General features: G+C 45.4%; 10 protein-coding genes and 1 pseudogene. All 11 read left to right on the top strand.

Annotation, left to right across the window (positions count from 1 at the left end):
- The first annotated feature begins 58 nt into the window (after positions 1-58).
- The 11 genes and pseudogenes from HMPREF9007_RS10980 to HMPREF9007_RS11030 all read left to right on the top strand — a co-directional run bounded on the left by HMPREF9007_RS10980 (position 59) and on the right by HMPREF9007_RS11030 (position 20,886).
- Positions 59-583, top strand: a complete 525-nt coding sequence (locus HMPREF9007_RS10980; protein WP_016268914.1) for an NUDIX domain-containing protein — start codon at positions 59-61, stop codon at positions 581-583.
- Between the two features lie 291 nt (positions 584-874).
- Positions 875-3,885, top strand: a pseudogene (locus tag HMPREF9007_RS10985) (tetratricopeptide repeat protein).
- Positions 3,886-3,897: 12 nt separating this feature from the next.
- Positions 3,898-5,619 (top strand): TonB-dependent receptor, encoded by a 1,722-nt coding sequence (locus HMPREF9007_RS10990; protein ID WP_008761946.1) that lies wholly within the window; start codon positions 3,898-3,900, stop codon positions 5,617-5,619.
- 387 nt (positions 5,620-6,006) lie between these two features.
- The gene (locus HMPREF9007_RS10995) at positions 6,007-9,180 is read left to right on the top strand and encodes a TonB-dependent receptor (RefSeq protein ID WP_008761945.1); all 3,174 of its coding nucleotides are present in this window, start codon (positions 6,007-6,009) and stop codon (positions 9,178-9,180) included.
- A gap of 11 nt (positions 9,181-9,191) precedes the next feature.
- On the top strand, positions 9,192-10,949 hold the full coding sequence (locus HMPREF9007_RS11000; protein WP_008761944.1) for a RagB/SusD family nutrient uptake outer membrane protein: 1,758 nt from the start codon (positions 9,192-9,194) through the stop codon (positions 10,947-10,949).
- 29 nt (positions 10,950-10,978) lie between these two features.
- A complete protein-coding gene (locus tag HMPREF9007_RS11005; protein WP_008761943.1) occupies positions 10,979-13,759 on the top strand; it encodes a SusC/RagA family TonB-linked outer membrane protein in 2,781 nt (926 codons plus the stop codon).
- Positions 13,760-13,781: 22 nt separating this feature from the next.
- On the top strand, positions 13,782-15,503 hold the full coding sequence (locus HMPREF9007_RS11010; RefSeq protein WP_008761942.1) for a RagB/SusD family nutrient uptake outer membrane protein: 1,722 nt from the start codon (positions 13,782-13,784) through the stop codon (positions 15,501-15,503).
- A gap of 31 nt (positions 15,504-15,534) precedes the next feature.
- Positions 15,535-17,004: a BACON domain-containing protein gene (locus tag HMPREF9007_RS11015; RefSeq protein ID WP_008761941.1), complete on the top strand. Its 1,470-nt coding sequence runs from the start codon at positions 15,535-15,537 to the stop codon at positions 17,002-17,004.
- 25 nt (positions 17,005-17,029) lie between these two features.
- A complete protein-coding gene (locus HMPREF9007_RS11020; RefSeq protein ID WP_008761940.1) occupies positions 17,030-18,511 on the top strand; it encodes a BACON domain-containing protein in 1,482 nt (493 codons plus the stop codon).
- An 84-nt stretch (positions 18,512-18,595) separates the two neighbouring features.
- Complete coding sequence (locus HMPREF9007_RS11025) at positions 18,596-19,717, top strand: DUF4971 domain-containing protein (RefSeq protein WP_225629642.1); 1,122 nt, start codon at positions 18,596-18,598, stop codon at positions 19,715-19,717.
- Between the two features lie 125 nt (positions 19,718-19,842).
- A complete protein-coding gene (locus HMPREF9007_RS11030; protein ID WP_008761938.1) occupies positions 19,843-20,886 on the top strand; it encodes a glycosyl hydrolase family 18 protein in 1,044 nt (347 codons plus the stop codon).
- Positions 20,887-21,386: the final 500 nt, after the last annotated feature.

Genomic DNA, 21,386 nt, shown 5'->3' with positions numbered 1-21,386 from the left:
TGAAGAAAAGATTTTATATTTTTGTCGGCAAACAATCTATTATATAAAATCAGTTATGATGAAACATCCTCTTGCCCAATTCCTGTACTGTCCCGAATGCGGTTCTCCGCACTTCGAAGTGAACAACGAGAAGTCTAAGAAATGCACAGACTGCGGCTTTGTTTATTATTTCAATCCGTCTTCCGCTACCGTGGCACTGATTCTGAATGAAAAAAAGGAACTGCTGGTCTGCCGCCGTGCCAAAGAACCGGCCAAAGGGACACTCGACCTTCCCGGAGGATTTATCGACATGAACGAAACAGGAGAAGAAGGAGTAGGCAGGGAAGTATGGGAGGAAACAGGATTGAAGGTAGAAAAAGCGACCTATCAGTTCTCCCTGCCGAACATTTATATCTATTCCGGCTTTCCCGTTCATACGCTCGATATGTTCTTTCTCTGTACCGTAAAAGACATGAGCCATTTCTCGGCAATGGATGACGTGGCAGATTCTTTCTTCCTGCCATTATCAGAGATACGTCCGGAAGATTTCGGGCTGGATTCCATTCGGCGGGGACTTGTACAGTTTCTGGCTCAACACAATTAACTAAAAGGGGCACTAAACTTTTGGGTATCAGAAAACGTTTTAAATGAGGAAAATACTAAGATTCGTATTATCTTTGTAACCACCAATAATTATAAAACAACAATCACATGAAATTCAACATCAGACTTAATTACTCTCATCAGGAAGATAAAAAAGAGTCCAAAAAGAATAAGTATTTCGGATTCAAAATGGATGAGAGATAATTTACATAAAGATTTAAATGATTATAAAATAACTTTCAAAGGGTTTTCGTTGGAAGATATAGTCGTATTTTTGTCAAAACACTAGATTATGAAGAAAAGAATATCACGAATTATCTGCACCTTGTTGTGTTGTGCACCAATTGCCATCTCCGCACAGACAAGCGAAAAGATAACCTCTCCTGTCAACCTTTATAAAGAAGGGAAAGAACTTTTCCAGGAAAAAAATTATGCAGCTGCCATACCTGCATTGAAAGCATTTGTAAAGCAAAAGCCAACAGCAAGTCTCCTTCAGGACGCAGAATATATGTTAGTCAGTTCGGCTTATGAACTGAAAGACAAAAACCGCATCGAGTTACTGCGCAAGTACCTCGACCGTTATCCGGATACTCCCTATGCCAACCGAATCTATTCACTGCTGGCTTCCTGCTACTTCTACGAAGGGAAATATGATGAGGCCCTGGCACTCTTTAATTCTACACGGCTCGATCTACTGGGAAATGAGGAGCGCGACGACCGCACCTACCAACTGGCAACCTGCTACATGAAGACTGATAATCTGAAAGAAGCCGCCATCTGGTTCGAAACGTTACGTGCCAGCAGTCCCAAATATGCAAAGGACTGCAGTTACTATCTCGCTTATATCCGCTACACTCAGAAGCGCTATGATGAAGCGTTGAAAGACTTCCTCCCTTTGCAGGACGACCCGAAGTACAAAGAACTCGTTCCTTACTACATAGCAGAAATCTATGCTATCAAAAAGAACTATGATAAGGCGCAGATCGTAGCACAAAACTACCTGTCGGCCTATCCGAACAACGAGCACGCTGCCGAGATGTACCGCATTCTGGGAGACGCTTACTACCATTTCGGACAATATCACCAGGCAGTGGAAGCATTCACCGGCTATCTGGACAGAGATCACTCTGCTCCCCGCCGGGACGCACTTTATATGCTGGGACTCTCCTATTACCAGACAAAAGTCTACTCCAAAGCAGCCGAAATGCTGGGACAAGTGACAACCGCCAACGACGCACTGACCCAGAATGCTTACCTGCACATGGGACTCTCTTACCTGCAACTGGCAGAAAAAACAAGGCACGTATGGCTTTCGAACAGGCAGCCGCCTCCAACGCCAACCTGCAGATTAAGGAACAGGCCGCTTACAACTATGCACTTTGCCTGCACGAAACATCCTACTCCGCTTTCGGTGAATCGGTTACTGCTTTTGAAAAATTCCTCAATGAATTCCCGACTTCTCCGTATGCCGAGAAAGTAAGCAACTATCTGGTAGAAGTTTATATGAATACCCGCAGCTACGAAGCTGCTTTAAAGTCAATCGAACGGATTGCCAAGCCGAGTGCACAAATCATGGAAGCCAAACAAAAGATTCTCTTCCAACTGGGTACACAGTCATTTGCCAATGCCAATTTCGAACAGGCTCTCCAATATCTGAACCAGTCCATCGCCATCGGGCAGTACAACCGCCAAACAAAGGCGGACGCTTATTACTGGTGCGGAGAATCTTACTACCGACTCAACCGGATGATGGAAGCCGCCCGCGATTTCAACGCTTATCTGCAACTGACCACGCAACCCAATAATGAAATGTATGCGCTCGCCAACTACAACCTAGGATACATTGCTTTCCATCGTAAGGACTATACACAGGCAAGCAATTACTTCCAAAAGTATATCCAACTGGAAAAAGGCGAAAACAGAACAGCGCTTGCAGATGCCTACAACCGTATCGGAGACTGTCATCTGAATGTGCGCAACTTTGAAGAAGCCAAGCACTACTACTCGCAAGCCGAACAAATGAATACTCCTTCCGGCGATTACTCATTCTATCAGCTGGCACTGGTATCCGGTTTACAGAAAGACTATACCGGTAAGATCACTCTTCTGAACAGACTGGTCGGCAAATATCCTTCTTCTCCATACGCAGTGAATGCCATCTACGAGAAAGGACGTTCTTATGTACTGATGGATAACAACGGTCAGGCTATTACCTCTTTCAAGGAATTGCTGGAGAAATATCCCGAAAGCCCCGTCAGCCGGAAAGCTGCGGCTGAAATCGGTTTGCTGTATTATCAGAACGGCAACTTCGACCAGGCAATCAATGCGTACAAACAAGTGATTGAGAAATATCCGGGCAGCGAAGAAGCCCGCCTGGCAATGCGCGATATGAAATCTATCTATGTAGATTTGAACCGTATCGATGAATTTGCGGCTTTAGCCAATGCGATGCCGGGACACATCCGCTTTGACGCCAGCGAACAGGACTCACTTACGTATGCGGCTGCCGAAAAGATTTATGCACGTGGCAGAACAGAAGAAGCCAAGAGCAGCCTTAATAAATATCTGCAAACTTTCCCAGAAGGAGCATTTAGCCTGAATGCACATTATTACCTCTGCCAGATTGGAAATGAGCAGAAGAATTATGATATGGTGCTCCTCCACTCCGGAAAATTGCTTGAATATCCGAATAATCCATTCGCAGAAGAAGCGCTGATCATGCGTGCGGAAGTACAGTTCAACCAGCAACAGATGGCAGAAGCTCTGGCAAGCTACAAGATGCTGAAAGAAAAAGCTACCAATGTAGAACGCCGCCAGCTTGCCGAAACCGGCATCCTGCGCTGTGCCTTCCTGCTGAGAGACGATGTGGAAACAATTCATGCAGCAACCGAGGTGCTGGCTGAAGCCAAGCTTAGTCCGGAACTGAAGAATGAAGCTCTTTATTATCGTGCGAAGGCTTATAAGAATCAGAAAGCAGACAAGAAAGCATTGGATGATTTCCGCGAACTGGCCAAAGATACCCGTAATTCTTATGGTGCCGAAGCTAAATACCAGGTTGCCCAAGCACTTTACGATGCCCAAGAATATGCGGCGGCAGAAAAAGAGCTGCTCAACTACATCGAACAGAGTACGCCACACGCTTATTGGCTGGCACGCAGCTTTGTCCTCCTGTCGGACGTATATGTCGCTATGGGTAAAGACCTCGACGCACGCCAGTATCTGCTGAGTCTGCAACAGAATTACCAGGGCAATGACGATATCGAGAGCATGATTGAAGACAGACTAAAGAAACTAAACAAGTAAAGATTGAAAAGTATGAAACGAACTCTTTATATAGCAGGAGGCTTTACACTGGCATTTCTGATGCCGTTCAACCTCCAGGCACAGAATACTCAGCCGAAAGATACGACCATGAACCGCACGGTCGTCGTAGAACAGGAATATAATCCCGACATTCTGGATGCTTCCAAAGTGAATGTGCTGCCCAAAGTGGAAGAACCTACCGTCAGCAAAAAGGAAGTGGAATATGCCACTACTTTCTTCCCGGCTACCTCTATTCCTGCCGACCTAATGCGTCCCTATGTAGGAACGGAAGTGCAGCCCGGCAGCAAGCCCGGATATATACGCGCCGGATATGGAAACTACGGTAATCTGGATCTCCTTGCCAATTACCTGTTCCGTCTGTCGGACAGGGACAAGTTGAACGTCCGCTTTCAGATGGACGGAATGGATGGCAAACTGACTATGCCGGAAGCAGACACGAAATGGAACGCTTATTATTACCGTACCCGTGCGAATATCGATTATATCCACCAGTTCAACAAGGTAGATTTCAACATCGCCGCTAATTTCGGACTCAGCAATTTCAACCTTTCTCCGGTTCAGCCCGGCAAGCAGAAGTTTACTTCAGGAGACTTCCATCTGGGAGTAAAATCGACAGATGAAAATTATCCCATACAGTTCGAAGCGGAAACCAATCTGATGATGTACAACCGTCAGAACAATAACACTTTCTTTTTCAATGACAAAGTCGGAGAAACACAAGTGCATACCAAAGGATTGATCAGCGGCGCTATCAGCGACGAACAGAGCATCAACATCGGATTGGACATGCGTAATCTCATCTACAATAAAGACCTGAAACTTGCTGACGACCTCCAGGTATATGAGAACCGTACCACTCTGGCACTGAATCCGCATTATAAACTTAGCAGCGACAGCTGGAATCTGCGTGCAGGAGCCAATGTAGATCTCTCATTCGGCAGCGGTAAATCATTCCGCGTGTCTCCGGATGTAACAGCACAGTATATCTTCTCCGACAGCTACGTACTCTATGCGCAAGCTACCGGAGGCAAACTGGTCAACGATTTCCGCAGACTGGAAACGATCTGTCCTTATGCCTTGCCGGCAGCCCCTATTCTCGATACGTACGAACAGCTGAATGCAGCAATAGGATTTAAAGCGAGTCCTTATCCCGGATTATGGATTAATCTGTATGGCGGTTATCAGGATTTGAAAGACGATTTCTTTGAGGTGCAGGAAGAAACATTTGTCAACTATGATCCCTCACTTGCTGGTGATGCTCAGGAAGGGAATTCCTCGTCCCCGGTCACAGCACATCAATATCTGAATCTGGAATTTAGCAATGCCAACAACTTCTACGCTGGTATGAAGATCAGCTATGAATACAAAGACCTCATTGCATTGTCCGCTGCTGGAACTTACCGTAACTGGGATGCGAAAGAAAAATACAGCCTGTATATGAAACCCGCCTGCGAAATTAATTTCAGCGCAGACTTCCGCCCGATCACAGGACTGAATATCAATCTCGGTTACGATTATATCGGACGCACAAAGGTAGAAGGCATTAAAGCCGCAGCAGTCAGCGACCTACATGCCGGAGCCAGCTATAATGTGTTCAAAGGAGTATCCGTGTATGCCCGGATTAATAATATCCTCAATAAGAAATACCAGTATTATCTGGGCTATCCTACAGAAGGTCTTAACTTCCTGGGAGGATTAAGCTTCAGCTTCTAGACAAGACATATTCTCCAAAGAGAAGAACCAATCAGATGCCCATCCTGTTATTGCCTATGTGCAACATAACAGGATGGGCTTTTTTATTGTTCCTTACAAAGCCTCCTTTTCCATTCCGTCTATAATTTTGTATCAAGGTCTACCCATTTGTTACAGATAGTGTTTCTAGCTATTTGTGCACCTAATTTGGTGAATATTGCACGTCCATTTTTCACATCACCCCTAATTTTGCATCATCATTAAAAGATAAATGAAGTTAACCTTATTGCACATAAGCAAAGGATATATTTAGAAACTGAAGAGAGAATAAAGAGAATAAAAGTCACCCCCAACCCGGTTGACCTAACTATAAACTAAATATATTATTAACCTATCAAATTAAACAGTATGAGAAACGCGCTCAATTTAAGATTCTGCTTTCTTGTTACGTTTCTTTTATTCATACCGTTGATGTATGCCTTGCCCCCGGAAGGTATCACAATTAAGGGTAGAGTAACGGATGAAACACTCAAAGAAGGCGTTCCCGGAGCTAATGTGACTGTGAAAGGCACGAGCATTGGGACAATCACAGACTTTGACGGTAACTTTACGATCGTCGCCCCAAACAAAAAATCCGTATTGAACATTTCCTTTATCGGGTATGTAACCCAGGAGATCGTGGTCGGAGACAGGACAATCATCAATGTTTCCTTAAAAGAAGATGCACAGAACCTCGGTGAAGTGGAAGTTGTAGCTATCGCCTACGGTAATCAGGACAAGCGCATGCTTACCAGTGCCGTCTCCTCCATTGACAACAAAGAGCTGATCAAATCTCCGGCAACAAGTATCACGAACCTCCTCGCAGGAGCATTGCCGGGTGTATCTTCCGTACAGACTACCGGACAACCAGGTAAAGATGCTGCTGCCATCTACGTACGTGGTGTCGGTTCATTAAATGATTCACAATCCAAGCCCCTGGTTTTAGTAGACGGAATAGAACGTGAGTTTTCACAAATCGACCCGAACGAAATCGAAAGTATTTCAGTATTGAAAGACGCCTCTTCCACCGCTGTATTCGGAGTAAGAGGTGCTAATGGCGTTGTATTGATCACCACCCGAAGAGGTAAAGCAGGCAAAACGCAGATTTCCGCCAGCACCAAACTGGGTCTGCAACAGCCCATCTCACTGGTAGAGCAGACCGGAAGTTACGAGTTCGCACGCTTCTGGAATATGAAGCAGGAGATGGACCACGTTACGAATCCTAAGTTATACTTCACTCCGGAACAGGTAGAAGCCTATCGCACCGGCTCAGACCCCATCATGTATCCCAGTATGGACTGGAAGAAGTATATTTTTAATAATATCTATCTTCAAAGCCAGAACAACCTAAATATCTCCGGTGGTAGCGATAATGTACGATACTTCATCTCAGTAGGTTATACTTATCAGAACGGACTTCTGAAAGAACTTCCCGGACAAATGTACGACAATAACTATCGTTACAACCGCTATAACTACCGCGCCAATATCGATGCCAATCTGACCAAGACCACTTCGATGAAACTCGGTGTCGGTGGTGTTTTAGGTAAGATACAGGAACCGCGCAGCGTCGTTTCGGGTACAGGAGAAGACCAAAACCCCTGGGTAATCGCACAGATCTGGTCACATCCGTTTGCCGGACCGGGATTTATCAACGGAGTACGTACACTGATTCCTAAAGATATGGTTCCGCTGGGAGAAGTGATGCGTGACGGTATGTTCGTATTCTACGGACAAGGTTACAATCAAACGTATGACACGACATTGAATCTGGATTTGGACATCACACAGAAACTGGACTTTATCACTCCGGGACTGAGCGTTTCCGTGAAAGGTGCTTACGACAATAAATTCAAACTGGAAAAAGTACGTACGGGAGGCGCCATCGAAGCGCAGACTGTGTACTACAAATCATACTTTGACACCAACGGTACGATGTCACAGACCGATCCCGACTACGATAAATCACTTATCTATGTACCCAGCGGCAGCGATACTCCGCTCACTTACTCGGAAAGCAGCGGACGCGGACAGAACTGGTATCTGGAAGGACGTATCAACTATGACCGTACATTCGGCGACCACAGAATATCCGGTCTGTTCCTTTACAATCAGTCGCGTAACTATTATCCGGACAGCTACACTTATCTGCCCCGTAACTACGTAGGATTGGTAGGACGTGCTACTTATGCCTATCAAAGTAAATATCTGCTCGACGTAAACGTCGGCTACAACGGTTCGGAGAACTTTGCTCCGGGCAGCACACGTTTCGGTGTATTCCCTTCCTTCTCTGCCGGATGGATCGCAACTGCCGAGAAGTTTATGGAAAACCAAAAAATCGTAGACTACCTAAAACTCAGAGCATCCTGGGGACGTGTAGGTAACGACAAGGGAGTAGACTCACGCTTTATGTACATGCCTGCCGTATGGGGATCATCGGGCAGTTACAGCTTCGGTGTGGACAATCCGATTTCCCAATCGGCAGCAGCCATCTCACGTATGGGTAACCCGGCAGTAACCTGGGAAACAGCCGACAAGCAGAACTACGGTATTGATCTTAAGTTCTTCAACAGCCGCCTGTCCGCTACCTTCGACTACTTTATCGAACACCGCACAGGTATTCTGATCTCTCCGGAATCGACCCCAAGCATCATCGCAACTGCACTGCCTAACCTGAACATTGGTAAGGTAGACAACCACGGTTACGAAGTTTCTCTCGGCTGGCGCGATAAGATCGGAAAGGATTTCACCTATAATGTGGATGCCAACGTCTCTTTCGCACGCAACAAAATCCTCTATATGGACGAAGTGCCCAAGCAATTCTCTTATATGAACCAGACCGGTGGCTCTACCGGACGCCAGACCGGAGTATACAACTACATCCGTCTCTATCAGTACAGCGACTTCATCACCGGAGCCGACGGCGAACTGACCTTAAAGCCGGAACTGCCTCAGCCTTATCAGAAGGTATATCCGGGTGACGCCATGTACGCCGACCTCAACGGAGACCACATCGTGGACGGTAATGACAAGAGCGTAGCAGGTTATGCTACCCGTCCGGAATACGTTTTCGGTATGAACATGGGATTCGACTGGAAAGGATTCAACTTCACCATGCAATGGGTGGGTTCCAAGAACGTTAACAGAATGTATGACATCGAATACCGTATCCCTTATACGAATGCCGGAAAGCGTGGTTTGCTGACCTACTTCTACGACGGTTGCTGGACTCCGGAAAACCAACTGGGAGCTACTTATCCGCGTCCGTCGGAAGAATCGGAAAGCTGGAACTCCGAACCCTCTACCCTCTGGTTGGTGGATGCTTCCTATCTCCGCTTGAAGAGCCTGAGCTTCGGTTATACCATCACCGGAAAGAAATTCCTGAAGAAACTGGGCCTCAGCTCACTCGGATTAAACTTCAGCGGCTACAACCTGCTGACCTTCTCACCGCTTAAATATCTTGATCCGGAAAGTGATCCTAACCGATTCGGAGATTATCCGCTGATCAAAGTATATAGCTTCGGTTTAAATCTTAACTTCTAAAAAACGACTGTATGAATAGAATAATAAAAGGACTCGGAATAGCATTGGGTTGCGTACTGATAGCCTCCTCCTGTTCTGAAATCAGCTTCGGGGATAAATTTCTGGGCGACCAGCCTGAGAGTTCCGGAGCGACTACCGAAGAAATGTTCTCTTCGAAAATAAATGCCGAAAAGGTGCTGACCAAAGCATATACCGGATTACCTTATGGGCTACCGACCGGCTCTGACTACAAATTGGGTGTGAACATACTTGAATCAATCACAGACTTATGTTATAGTTTCCGTGATAATATCAGTGACGGTCCTGTCAAGCTCTATTACAACGGAGCACTCAGCGCCAACAATGTTCCCAAAAATTCCGCTTACCGTTATGGAAGCAAATCCGACTGGACTACAATCCGTTATGCCTGGTTGTACATTGAGAACGTAGAAAAAGTGCCCGACATGACAGCCAGCGAGAAAAGCGAGCGGATCGCGGAAGCCAAAGTTTTGATCTCCCTCTGCTATTTCGAAATGCTGAGATATGTAGGCGGTGTGACATGGCTGGACCACTATGTAGACGTAAACGAGACAATGAATTTCCCCCGTATCACTTTTGCCGAAACGGTAGAGAAGATCGTAGGATTGCTCAACGAAGCCATCAACTCCAATCTGGCCTGGAAAGCCGAGAAAGCAGATGACGGACGTATGACCCTGGCAGGAGCGATGGCATTAAAGTTCAAGGTATTGCAATGGGCAGCCAGTCCGACTTTCAACTCAAACACTAAATGGCATCCGGAAGCAGACGAATATACCTGTTACGGAAATTACAGCGACCAACGATGGAAAGATGCCGCCGAAGCAGGCGCAGCCTTTTTCACAGAATTACAAAAACGGCACGAATACGAACTGATTCAACCTACGGAAGAGACGCACCGGGCAAGACGTCTGGCCTATCGTCAGGCCTACTACAACCGCGGCGGAACAGAAATATTAATCTCTACCCGTCAAGGATATGGCTCCGATGTTCACAGCAGCTTTATCGGCCAACGTTATTACAGCGGCCCTACATTGAACTATGTAGATATGTTTCCGTGGGAAGACGGAACTGATTTTCCGGCAAATTTCGACTGGAAGTCACCCTCCAAGCAACCGTTCTTTACAAAAGGCGAAATGGTGCCCACCCGCGACCCACGTCTGTATGAAAATGTAGCTTGTCCCGGAGACACCTACTGCAACGGAACAACAGCTCCTGTTTATATCAACCATGCCGACTACAAAGACGGTAGCGGATTCCTGATCATGAAGTACATCTTACAGGAAAACAACGATCGCGAAGGTCCGGTACAATGGTCACACACCCGTCTGGCGGAAATCATGCTGGGATATGCGGAAGTACTCAACGAAGTCAACGGACGCCCTACCGACGAGGCTTACAAAATGGTAAACGATGTACGAAAGAGAGTAGGTCTGCCGGAACTTTCCAAGACGATGAATCACGATCAGTTCCTCGAAGCAGTACTGAGAGAAAGAGCACTCGAATTAGGATTTGAAGAAGTACGCTGGTTCGACCTCGTTCGCAGAGACCGTCAGAGCGACTTCAAGAAGAAGTTGTACGGACTCAGAAGCAGAGGTAACGACCTGAACAATCCGACTGAGTTCACCTTCGAGAAGATCGAACTGGGAGACCATTACTGGGCTACCAACTGGGATACCAAGTGGTATCTGGCTCCGATTCCTCAGGAGGAAATCAACAAGCAATATGGAATGACCCAAAACCCGGGCTGGTAAATGACACGTTAACTAATATCGTTTGAACAATGAATAAAATAAATTATATATTAATCACTCTGCTCCTGGGAGGTTCGGTATCCCTGAATGCACAGACATCGAAAGCTGCTTCGGAAATGCAGCTGGCAGATACACTGAGCATCGGCTACCAGATGAACGTATCTTCCCAGACCAGCAGTTACTCTATCAACGGAGTCAATGCTTCCGCATTCGAAAAATCCCCGTACATAGATATCAGCAAAGCTTTGTATGGAAAAGTGGCAGGTCTGAATGTATATCAGGGTACAGGCTCGTCAGCCGATAACGTATCCACCCTCTCTATACACGGAAATGCCCCGCTAGTATTAATTGATGGTTTCCCACGTGATATCAGTGACATCACTTCGATGGAAATCGAATCATGCTACGTTCTGAAAGATGCGGCAGCCGCTGCTCTCTACGGTATGCGTGGTGCGAATGGAGTAGTACTGATTACGACTAAACGCGGAATAAGCAATGGTCTGAAGGTAAATGTGGACTATAATTTCGGTGTCAATACCCAATTCCGTTCTCCGGACTTCGCAGATGCCTATACGTATGCGAACGCTCTTAACACCGCATTAAGCGGAGACGGTCTGCCTGCACGCTACAATGCACAGGAACTGGATGCTTTCCGGACAGGAATCTATCCGTATGACTATCCGAATGTAGACTGGTGGAATGAAACGCTGAACAACACAGGATTGACCCACAACCTGAAAATGTCTTTCAGCGGAGGTAGTGACAAGTTCCGTTTTTACACGGTAGTTGACTATTACCGGGATCGCTCCATGTTGAAGAAAAACACGGAAGATACACGTTTCGACACTACACCTACAGACACACGTCTGACCGTACGTACCAATCTGGACGTAAAAGTGACGGAAAGCACATTGCTGAAAGCCGGCATTGTAGGCAGACTGAAAGAATTCAGAGGTACCCGCTATGGACGCAGCGCTATTTTCAACAAAATCTATGGCATTCCATCCGCTGCATTCCCCATTCGTTATGAGAATGGCATTTATGGAGGTAGTTCTGTGTACGGAACCGGTAATCCGGTAGCTCTGTTGAAAGACTACGGACACATCCGTAACGTATACGGAACATTACTCGCCGACCTGAGCATCCGTCAGGATTTAAGTGCGTTGACCAAAGGGCTGGCAGCCGAAGCATCCGTCTCTTTCGATAATATCGGAGGAATGAATGAAACCACCAATAAAGAGTATCGTTACATGAACAGCAATGCAAGTATCACCAGCGATGGTACACTGGTGACAACTCCTGCCATTTATGGTACAGACTCCGAAACACTGGGACATACACAACCTTTCGAAAGACTGATGCTACGCAGCGATTTCCAGGCAAAGGTGGATTATAACCGCACTTTTGGCAAACATCAGGTGGGAGGAGCATTGATTTATGATATGCAGTCTGTTGTCAAAAACGGCAGAAACAACTCTCAGAAGAATCAGTCTGTGCTGGTGAACGCCACATATACTTACGACAACCGTTACAGCCTCAATGCCGTATTCAACCGCTCGGGATCAGCTTACCTGCCCGACGGAGACAAATACTCGAACTATCCTGCCGTTTCCGCTGCATGGATCGTTTCCAACGAAGCATTTATGGAAAAGGTGACACCGATCAATCTCTTTAAGATTCGCGCCTCTTACGGTCTGTCCGGATGGGACGGCAATCTGAGCCACGAACTATGGCGTCAGTCTTATGGCAGCGGCGGTGCCGGTTATAACTTCGGAGTGAATGCCGGAGGACAGTCCGGTGGCAGTGAAGGCGATCTGCCGGTTATCGGCCTGGTAGCGGAAAAATCACAGAAAGCGACTTTCGGATTTGATCTCGCCGCTTTTGATAATCGTTTGAATGCAACAGTAGAAGGTTTCTACGAAAAACGTTCGGATATACTTGTGTCAGGTGCCAATTCTACTTCCGGTATTATCGGTATCACAGTAGGTCAGGTGAACGAAGGAATCTATAAATACAAAGGACTGGATGCTTCTTTGAGTTGGAATGATAAGATCGGTGATTTCCATTATGGCATTGGCGCAAGCATGTCATATCTGAACACAGAGGTAGTCAATGTAAATCAGGCATATCAGGAATACGACTACTTGTATACCAAGGGCAACCGTATCGGACAGATGTACGGCCTGGAAGCTATCGGCTTCTTCAACAGCCAGCAGGAAATCAACAACAGTCCGCAACAAACCTTCTCGGACGTAGCTCCCGGTGACGTGAAATACAAAGATCAGAACGGTGACAACCGCATCGACGAGAAAGACGTTGTGAAAATGTTCGGTTCATCTGTTCCACGCTTCTATTTCGGATTCAATCTGAACTTCTCATACAAGAGACTGGAGCTTTCCGCTGATTTCCAGGGAATGACCGGAGTCACTGTTTCATTGCTCAACAGTCCGCTTTATAGTCCACTTGTAAGCAATGGCAACATTTCAAATACATTCCTGAATGAAGAAATAAGCTGGACACCGGAGAATAAGACCAATGCAACCATGCCGAGACTGACTACTCAAGAAAACTTGAATAACTATCGCGCCAGCTCACTGTGGTACCGTGACGGTTCATTCCTGAAACTGCGTAACCTATTGGTAGCTTATACTTTCCCGAAATCGCAGACTCGCTTTGCCGACCTGAAAGTATTCGTACAAGGCACCAATCTGTTCTCATTAGACAATATCCATTTTGCCGATCCGGAACAACTTGGCATCGCTTATCCGTCGACAAGAAGTTATTGGGCAGGTATCAAACTTAATTTTTAATGCAAAGTAACAAATGAACATTATGAGAACCAAATACATACTCTTAACCATTTTGTCTTCGTTGGTCTTTGCTTCGTGCAACTACCTTGACTTTGATGAAACGAACAACCTGAAGACAAAAGAAGACATGTACAAGTATTTCGGTACAAGCAAATCAATGCTTACCCACGTATACTCATACATGCCACAAGGCTACCAACTGTTTGCGACCTCCGGCGGAATTTTCACCGAAGACAGATATTCCATGCGCGACTGTGCCAGTGATGACGGCGAATTCGGAGCCTATGCAGATAATATCCAGAATACCAATAACGGTAACTGGTCGCCTATTAAAACTTATGACGATTCATGGACCCTGTATCGCGGTATACGTGCTGCCAACAGCTTTATAGCAGAGATTGCCCAAGTGGACTTCACACGCTACGAGCACGACGGACAATATACAAACTGGATGAAGCAGCTGAAATATTTCCCTTACGAAGCCAGAGTGCTGCGGGCACACTACTTCTTTGAACTGGCACGCCGCTACGGTGACATCGCCATGCCATTGGAAGTACTGACTGAAGAGGAAGCCAATACAATCGGCAAGACACCATTCAGCGAAGTTATCAGCTTCATTGTCAGTGAATGCGACGACGCTGCCAATAACTTGCCGGACAGCTATGTAAACGAACCGGGAGCAGAAATCGGCAGAGTGACCAAAGGCTTTGCAATGGCAGTAAAGTCAAAAGCACTGCTATATGCTGCCAGTAAGCTACATAATCCTTCTATGGATACCGAATTGTGGAAAAAGTCTGCCAAAGCAGCAATAGATATTATCAACACAGGGCTTTACTCTCTCGACCCCCAGGAGAGTGCCAACAACCTCGACTCAAAAGAAGTTGTACTGATGAGGATCAATGGTGATGATTCGGACTTCGAAATGTTTAATCTCCCGCTTCGCATGACTGCGGGAACACGCACTTCCAGTCTTATCCCATACAGCAATTACCCATCACAAAACCTTGTGGACGCATTCGAGACAGTCAACGGTTACAAAGTAACCCTAGAAAACACAGGATGGGTTTGCGAAGACCCTGCATTTGACCCGCAATCACCTTATGAGAATCGTGACAAACGTTTCTACCGCGCTATTCTTGCCAACGGAATGTCGTTTAAAGACTACACCATTGAAACCTTCAAAGGTGGCGCCGACGACGGAATCGTATCACAAGGCGGTTCACCGACAGGATACTTCCTGCGCAAGTACATTCAGGAAGCTACTAGCTTTGAACCGGGTAAAGAAGCTGTCAGCAAGCATCATTGGGTGATTTACCGCTATGCGGAAACATTACTAACGTATGCGGAATCTATGGTCAACGCTTTCAATGATGTCAATTACACAGATGAGACTTATAAGTATTCTGCTCTGTGGGCCATCAATGAAGTGAGAAAGAATGCCGATATGCCGTTGATTCCTTCCATGGGAAAAGATGAATTCATGGAACGCCTGTACAATGAATGGCGTGTAGAGTTTGCTTTCGAAGATCATCGTTTCTGGGATGTACGGAGATGGAAGATTGCCGATACTACCCAGCGGGAACTATACGGAGTAAAGATCGAGAAACAGGCGGACGGTACGTTCAACTTCTACAAGAACCTTTACGAAACCCGTAACTGGAGAGATTGCATGTATCTGTATCCGATCCCTCAAAGCGAACTATACAAGAATACAAACTTAAATCCTCAAAACACAGGATGGTAATTAATTGTCTAATCTAATATTTAAAAGATATATGAAAAAGTTATATAGCAACACGTTAATGCAACTGATTCTTGCACTGTGCACATTCAGTTTTGTAGCATGCCAGGAGTTTGACATCGACTCACAGCCGGAAGGTCCTCTCAATATCCAGATAGATGCTTTGGAGTCTTATACTGCTTTGGCAACTTCTCCAAGCAATGTAGTGTTCAACATCAGCTCCAACACTCCCTGGACGATTGAAAGCGACCAGCAGTGGTGCAAGCCGACTCCTTCGATGAGTGCAGCCAGTTCATTGGTGTCGGAGATTGTGGTGACAATGGAAAACAATACAGGAAAGAAAGCACGTACAGCCAAACTGACTATCAAGGCAGAAGGCGTTGAAGGCACCAAGGTAGTTACTATCGAGCAGGCTTCGAAAGAAGACCTGGTGGTGGTTCCTTACGATGAACTGGTACCGACAGAAGGCGGCAGCATTACCTTTACCATTGCTTCCAACAAAGCTTGGGAAATCATTCCTTCCACCGCTTTCCTTTCCAATATCGACAAAACATCCGGTACAGGTAATGAAGATGCCATAGCAGAAACCGTAACTGTGACGCTGCCTGCCAATGCAGGCGCCAAGAGAGCAGGCACGCTGACTGTAAAAACTGAGTTTGAAGAATACACCTTTACCATTACTCAAAATGGAGTGATCATTGAACTGGAAGAAGATCCCGAAAGTACAACAATCAGCATGCCCGGAACAGGCAGTGGTATGGAAAAGACTGTACTGATTCGCGCAAACAAAGAATGGAAAGTTGAAGTTCCTAAGGAATATCAGAATTGGCTGAAAGCTGAGGCACTGAGTGAAACAGAGTTGAAAGTAACGACAACAACGACTAATAATCTGATGGTAAACCGTGTCGGCCACATCATTATGAAGACCAAAGAAGTCATCGACGGATTTGACGGCATTACGTTCGACATCAGTCAGGGTACTGCTTTCTGGAAAGAAGGAGGAGCAGATAACTATGTTGTGGATGAGGAAACCGGTTACATGACACTCTATGGCAGTGGAATAGTCACCAACTATTTATTCAAAAAAGGACGTCTCGCATTCGATTTCGAATCTATCAATTTAACCGGAGAAGATTGGATTGAGTTTAATATGTGGCCCAACTCAGGAAATACAAACTTCCATTTGCATTTCTACGCAAATAAAGAAAGTAACTTCACTTGTGGAGGTTCAGGCTTAAACTGGACTCAGAAAACATTTACCTGGACATCGGAACAAACGAATGTAGTGAAGAAGATTGAATTCCTTGTTGTCAACAAAGAAGAAGGTTCGAACGCATTAGTTCTTAAACTGATTATTGATGGTGTTGAGGTTGCCGTATTAGATAATAACATAACCGATCCTTATGCAACCGAACCGGGAGCACCTGTATACTTCAGGATGCATACCACAAATAAAGCTTCCAATTTCACCGTGAAGTCTATCACATGGGAACCAGTAGAATAATAACCGAACCCTAAAATTCAAGAGTATGAGATTAAATATCAGAAAATCAATAATTACAGGCATTTCTCTCGCTACATTGCTACCTGCATTCTCTTTATTGCAGAGTTGCGATGACAGTGAAGCAGAGAAATGGGTAGACCTGCGCTATAGAGTAGAAGACTCCTATCTGGTTGAAGCGAAAAATCCGGAACCAGTCTCCTTCCAGGTCAAGTCAACTGACCCGTGGGAAGTATTCGGAAAATATGATTGGTACACCATCTCACCCAGTACAGGTGAGGCAGGTGAGACCTACACCGTAACTGTTACCTGCAAAGAAAACACTGAATTGGACGACCGTATAGACACACTCAACATTAAAAGTGACTACTGGACCGGAAAAAGATTCGTTCTGACCCAGAAAGGTACTGCTTACCTGAATGTAGAAGGCGTGGATATGATCGACCAGGAAGGAAACAGCGAAACATTCAGCGTACTCAGCAATCAGAAATGGACTGCTAAAGTAACAGACGGTGATGTTTGGCTCTCCATCCAATCCGGAGCATCGGGCGAAATGAACGGAGAAATTACTGTCACCGCTTCACCGAATACAGGCGAACAACGTACCGGTATTGTAACCATCTATGACCGGCACGGGAAAATAGCCAGAGAAGTACAATGTATACAAGACGGTGTGTTGCTGACACCAGATACACCGGAAAACGGTAAGTGGTTTGCTATGTATGAACAGGCTCAGCAACTCACCATCCACGTAGAATCGAATGCAGAATGGGAAGTATCCAAAGAAAACGAAGCGGATGATACCTGGTATCACTTCGAAAAGACTTCATTCGACGGTTCTGCCGACATCGTGATTAACGTAGACGCACACGAAGGCTCTTCTGTCCGTACCGGAATTATTGTACTGAGCACCAAAGCTGCCGAAGGCGCTACTCCGCTTATGAAGACAATCAAGATTAAACAAGCGAATCCACAAAGACCTGTGGTTACTGAAGTAAACAGATCCATCAGCGGTGCTTACTACGGACCGGGTGGTTTAATGCCGGGTCATTACAGCTTCTATTGGGAACCGCTTGGCGACGCCAGTCTGACTACTTTCTTCTCTTGGAGCGGAAAAGCATTTGACGGAGGAGACGTAGAACTTCGCTTCCATATTCTGAACAAACGGACTCAATTAAGTACAAGACCGTGGAACGGTGACGTATACAATGAGAACAGCGGCCGTGATGTAGATACCAGCAAGCCAAACGTATTATCATTCGAGATACGCGAAGCTATAGATGCCAATGATCCAACTCAATCATGGATTTACTCGGAATGGATTCTCAACGGTACAGTCATAGGAAAAGCAACCAGCGACGGTGTGATAGACGCTAACGGTACAAGTGATACTTACAAAGTACCATTCTCGGATACCAAAGATGGTGGTAATTTCTCGATGACAATTTCCGGCGGCAGTGCCACACTGACTAAATGGGAATACATCGCTCCACTAGTATGGGGAGACTAATTCTCTAAAGATAGTGATTGCCTGAACTCCCTCAATCAGGCAATCGCTTCTAACAAACTCAAAAATCAATAAAAAGAAAAGAGTATGATGAAAAGAAAAATATTACTTATACTGAACATGGCAATCATCGGATTTTCCACTGCTGCCTGTTCGGATGATGAGACCAATTACATCACTCCGGAAAAGAAATATCCGCTCACCGCTTTTGCCGTAGCAGTAAATAATGTGTCAGCGAATACGACTTCCTATTATCATGGGAAGATAGACCAGACAACCCACAGAGTGGAAATCGGTACGATCGAGGATGCCAATACCATCACCGGCGTAGACTATACGCTAATGAGCGATGGAGCCACCATCTCACCGGACCCGGCAACATTTGTACACAACTGGAAAAAAGAGCAGACAGTGACCGTCACCACCGAAGACAATCAAACAACGACCTATACTATCGTACTGACCAAGTTTGACGACACCATGAAGGACGTTCTCTTCATGGACGAGTTCGATGTGGACGGCAATCCGGACCCGACCAAATGGGTACTCTGCCAGAAAGCAGGCTCCGACTGGAACGACGAAATGTCCGAAAGTTATGACCAGGCTTACGTAAAAGACGGCAGACTTATACTGAAAGCCGAAAAAATAGGTGATGAATACAAAGCCGGCGGTATCGAAACGCAAGGTAAGTTTGACTTCACCTTCGGACGGGTGGAAGTAAAAGCCAAAATCACCAGTTACCCCAATGGCGCATTCCCCGCTATCTGGATGATGCCGAAGAAATATATCTATGACGGATGGCCGAATTGCGGAGAAATCGATATCATGGAACATGTGAAACAGGAATCCGCGATCCATCATACGATACATACTCACTACACGTATGATTTGAACATCAAAGATCCGTCCAACACCGCACAAGTAACTTGCAATTATCAGGATTGGAACATCTACGCTTTAGAATGGAGCGAAGACAAACTGACTTTCTTCGTCAATGGACAGGAGACTTTCTCTTACTCAAATCTGAAACTGGAGAATGAAGCAGAAATGAAGCAATGGCCGTTCACAAAAGATTCTTCATTCTATCTCATCCTGAACATGGGATTAGGAGGAGACAGACCGGGCTCATGGGCAGGTCCTATCGATGATGCCAACTTACCTGCCATCATGGAAATTGACTGGGTAAAAATAACCAAGTTAGATAAATAGGTTTTAAGGTAGGAGCCAAGGTTTTTAGGAACTTCTAAAGAAGGAGGAATGGAAGTATAGAGACTATTCAAAACTTTCATTCCTCTATTTGTTTTCGGGTATTAAATCTTTTTTACTTATTAAACATGAAACATGTATTATACGCATTATTAACGGCTGTAAGCATTTTATTCACTAGTTGCGGACCCTCTTCTAATACCAACAACCCACAGGTGCCCAATGTGCCTCAACCGCAGCCTCAGCCCCAACCGGAAGTCACCCAGAAAGTAGTTATCGGCTACCTTGCGCTTGACGACTGGGAGTTTGAAAATTTATTTCCTACAATAGAATGGAGGTATCTGACGCATATCAATGCCAGCTTTGCAAGAGTAAAAGCAGACGGCACACTCAACATCGAGCCTGTCCGGAAGAGAATTGAAAGTGTACGTGAAACGGCTCACAAACATAATGTCAAGATTCTGATATCTTTAGCAAAGAACAGTCCGGGAGAATTCACTACCGCCATCAATGATCCGAAAGCCAGAAAAGAACTGATACAGCAGATTATTGCATTCACTAAAGAATATAAACTGGACGGCTTCGACATCGATTATGAGGAATATGACAACTGGGATAAGAATTTCCCCTCATTATTGGTTTTTGCCAGAGGTTTATACCTGGCAAAAGAGAAAAATATGCTGATGACCTGTGCCGTCAACAGCCGCTGGCTTAATTACGGAACCGAATGGGAGCAATACTTCGACTATATCAACCTGATGAGTTATGACCGGGGAGCATTTACCGACAAACCGGTCCAGCATGCTTCATACGATGACTTTGTGAAAGACCTCAAATACTGGAATGAACAATGTCGGGCATCCAAAAGTAAAATAGTGGGAGGACTTCCTTTTTATGGATATTCCTGGGAGGAAAGTCTGCAAGGCGCAGTGGATGACGTTCGTGGAATCCGCTATAGCGGCATACTCAAACATCTTGGAAATGAAGCAGCGGACAAGGATAATATAGGCAAGACTTATTATAACGGCCGCCCTACTATAGCCAACAAATGTAAGTTCATCAAAGAAAACGACTATGCCGGCGTGATGATCTGGCAATTATTCCAAGATGCCCACGATGATAACTATGACTTAAAGCTCATAAATGTTGTAGGCAGAGAAATGATGGAATAGACGAGATATACCGCTTTCCCTTATGCAAAAGAACCTATCCTGTCGTGCTTTTCACCTATTGTTATCAGATTTTTAATAGGACATCTTCATCGTTCCACCCGAGTGATCTGATCTCATCACTGTAGTGAACAGATCTATCCACTCTAGTGACACGATCGTTTCACCCGGGTGGAACGATGAAGATGTCGGTAAGAAAACATAAGTATATAGGCTTGATATGGCAAAGATATAAGGTATCCGAGCTACAAAGTACCTGTTATTTGAAACTGACATATGAGATATTAACCCTCAAAAGGTAGACAGTTTTACCTACTTACGCAAGGAAAGGGAATGAGAGATGCTTTGAAAAAGGATGAGAGATAAGCTAAATTGAAGGCATTTTGCGTAGAAAACAATGAGAGATACCTTATAGAAGAAGTATCTCTCATTGTATATCACACTGATTATATGCTATTTACCTCATATAGAATGAGAGTATGAGACTAATATTTATTTTTTTT

This window comes from Bacteroides sp. 1_1_14, assembly GCF_000162515.1.
GTDB lineage: Bacteria > Bacteroidota > Bacteroidia > Bacteroidales > Bacteroidaceae > Bacteroides > Bacteroides thetaiotaomicron.
The sequence above is the reverse complement of the archived record's forward strand: the minus strand, read 5'-3'. Positions and strand labels throughout refer to the sequence as shown.

Bases quoted from the DNA above. Each gene is read 5' to 3' on its own strand.
- HMPREF9007_RS11030 (WP_008761938.1), top strand. From the start codon at position 19,843: ATGAAACATGTATTATACGCATTATTAACGGCTGTAAGCATTTTATTC.
- HMPREF9007_RS10995 (WP_008761945.1), top strand. From the start codon at position 6,007: ATGAGAAACGCGCTCAATTTAAGATTCTGCTTTCTTGTTACGTTTCTT.
- HMPREF9007_RS10990 (WP_008761946.1), top strand. From the start codon at position 3,898: ATGAAACGAACTCTTTATATAGCAGGAGGCTTTACACTGGCATTTCTG.
- HMPREF9007_RS11020 (WP_008761940.1), top strand. From the start codon at position 17,030: ATGAGATTAAATATCAGAAAATCAATAATTACAGGCATTTCTCTCGCT.
- HMPREF9007_RS10980 (WP_016268914.1), top strand. From the start codon at position 59: ATGAAACATCCTCTTGCCCAATTCCTGTACTGTCCCGAATGCGGTTCT.
- HMPREF9007_RS11015 (WP_008761941.1), top strand. From the start codon at position 15,535: ATGAAAAAGTTATATAGCAACACGTTAATGCAACTGATTCTTGCACTG.
- HMPREF9007_RS11005 (WP_008761943.1), top strand. From the start codon at position 10,979: ATGAATAAAATAAATTATATATTAATCACTCTGCTCCTGGGAGGTTCG.
- HMPREF9007_RS11000 (WP_008761944.1), top strand. From the start codon at position 9,192: ATGAATAGAATAATAAAAGGACTCGGAATAGCATTGGGTTGCGTACTG.
- HMPREF9007_RS11010 (WP_008761942.1), top strand. From the start codon at position 13,782: ATGAGAACCAAATACATACTCTTAACCATTTTGTCTTCGTTGGTCTTT.
- HMPREF9007_RS11025 (WP_225629642.1), top strand. From the start codon at position 18,596: ATGATGAAAAGAAAAATATTACTTATACTGAACATGGCAATCATCGGA.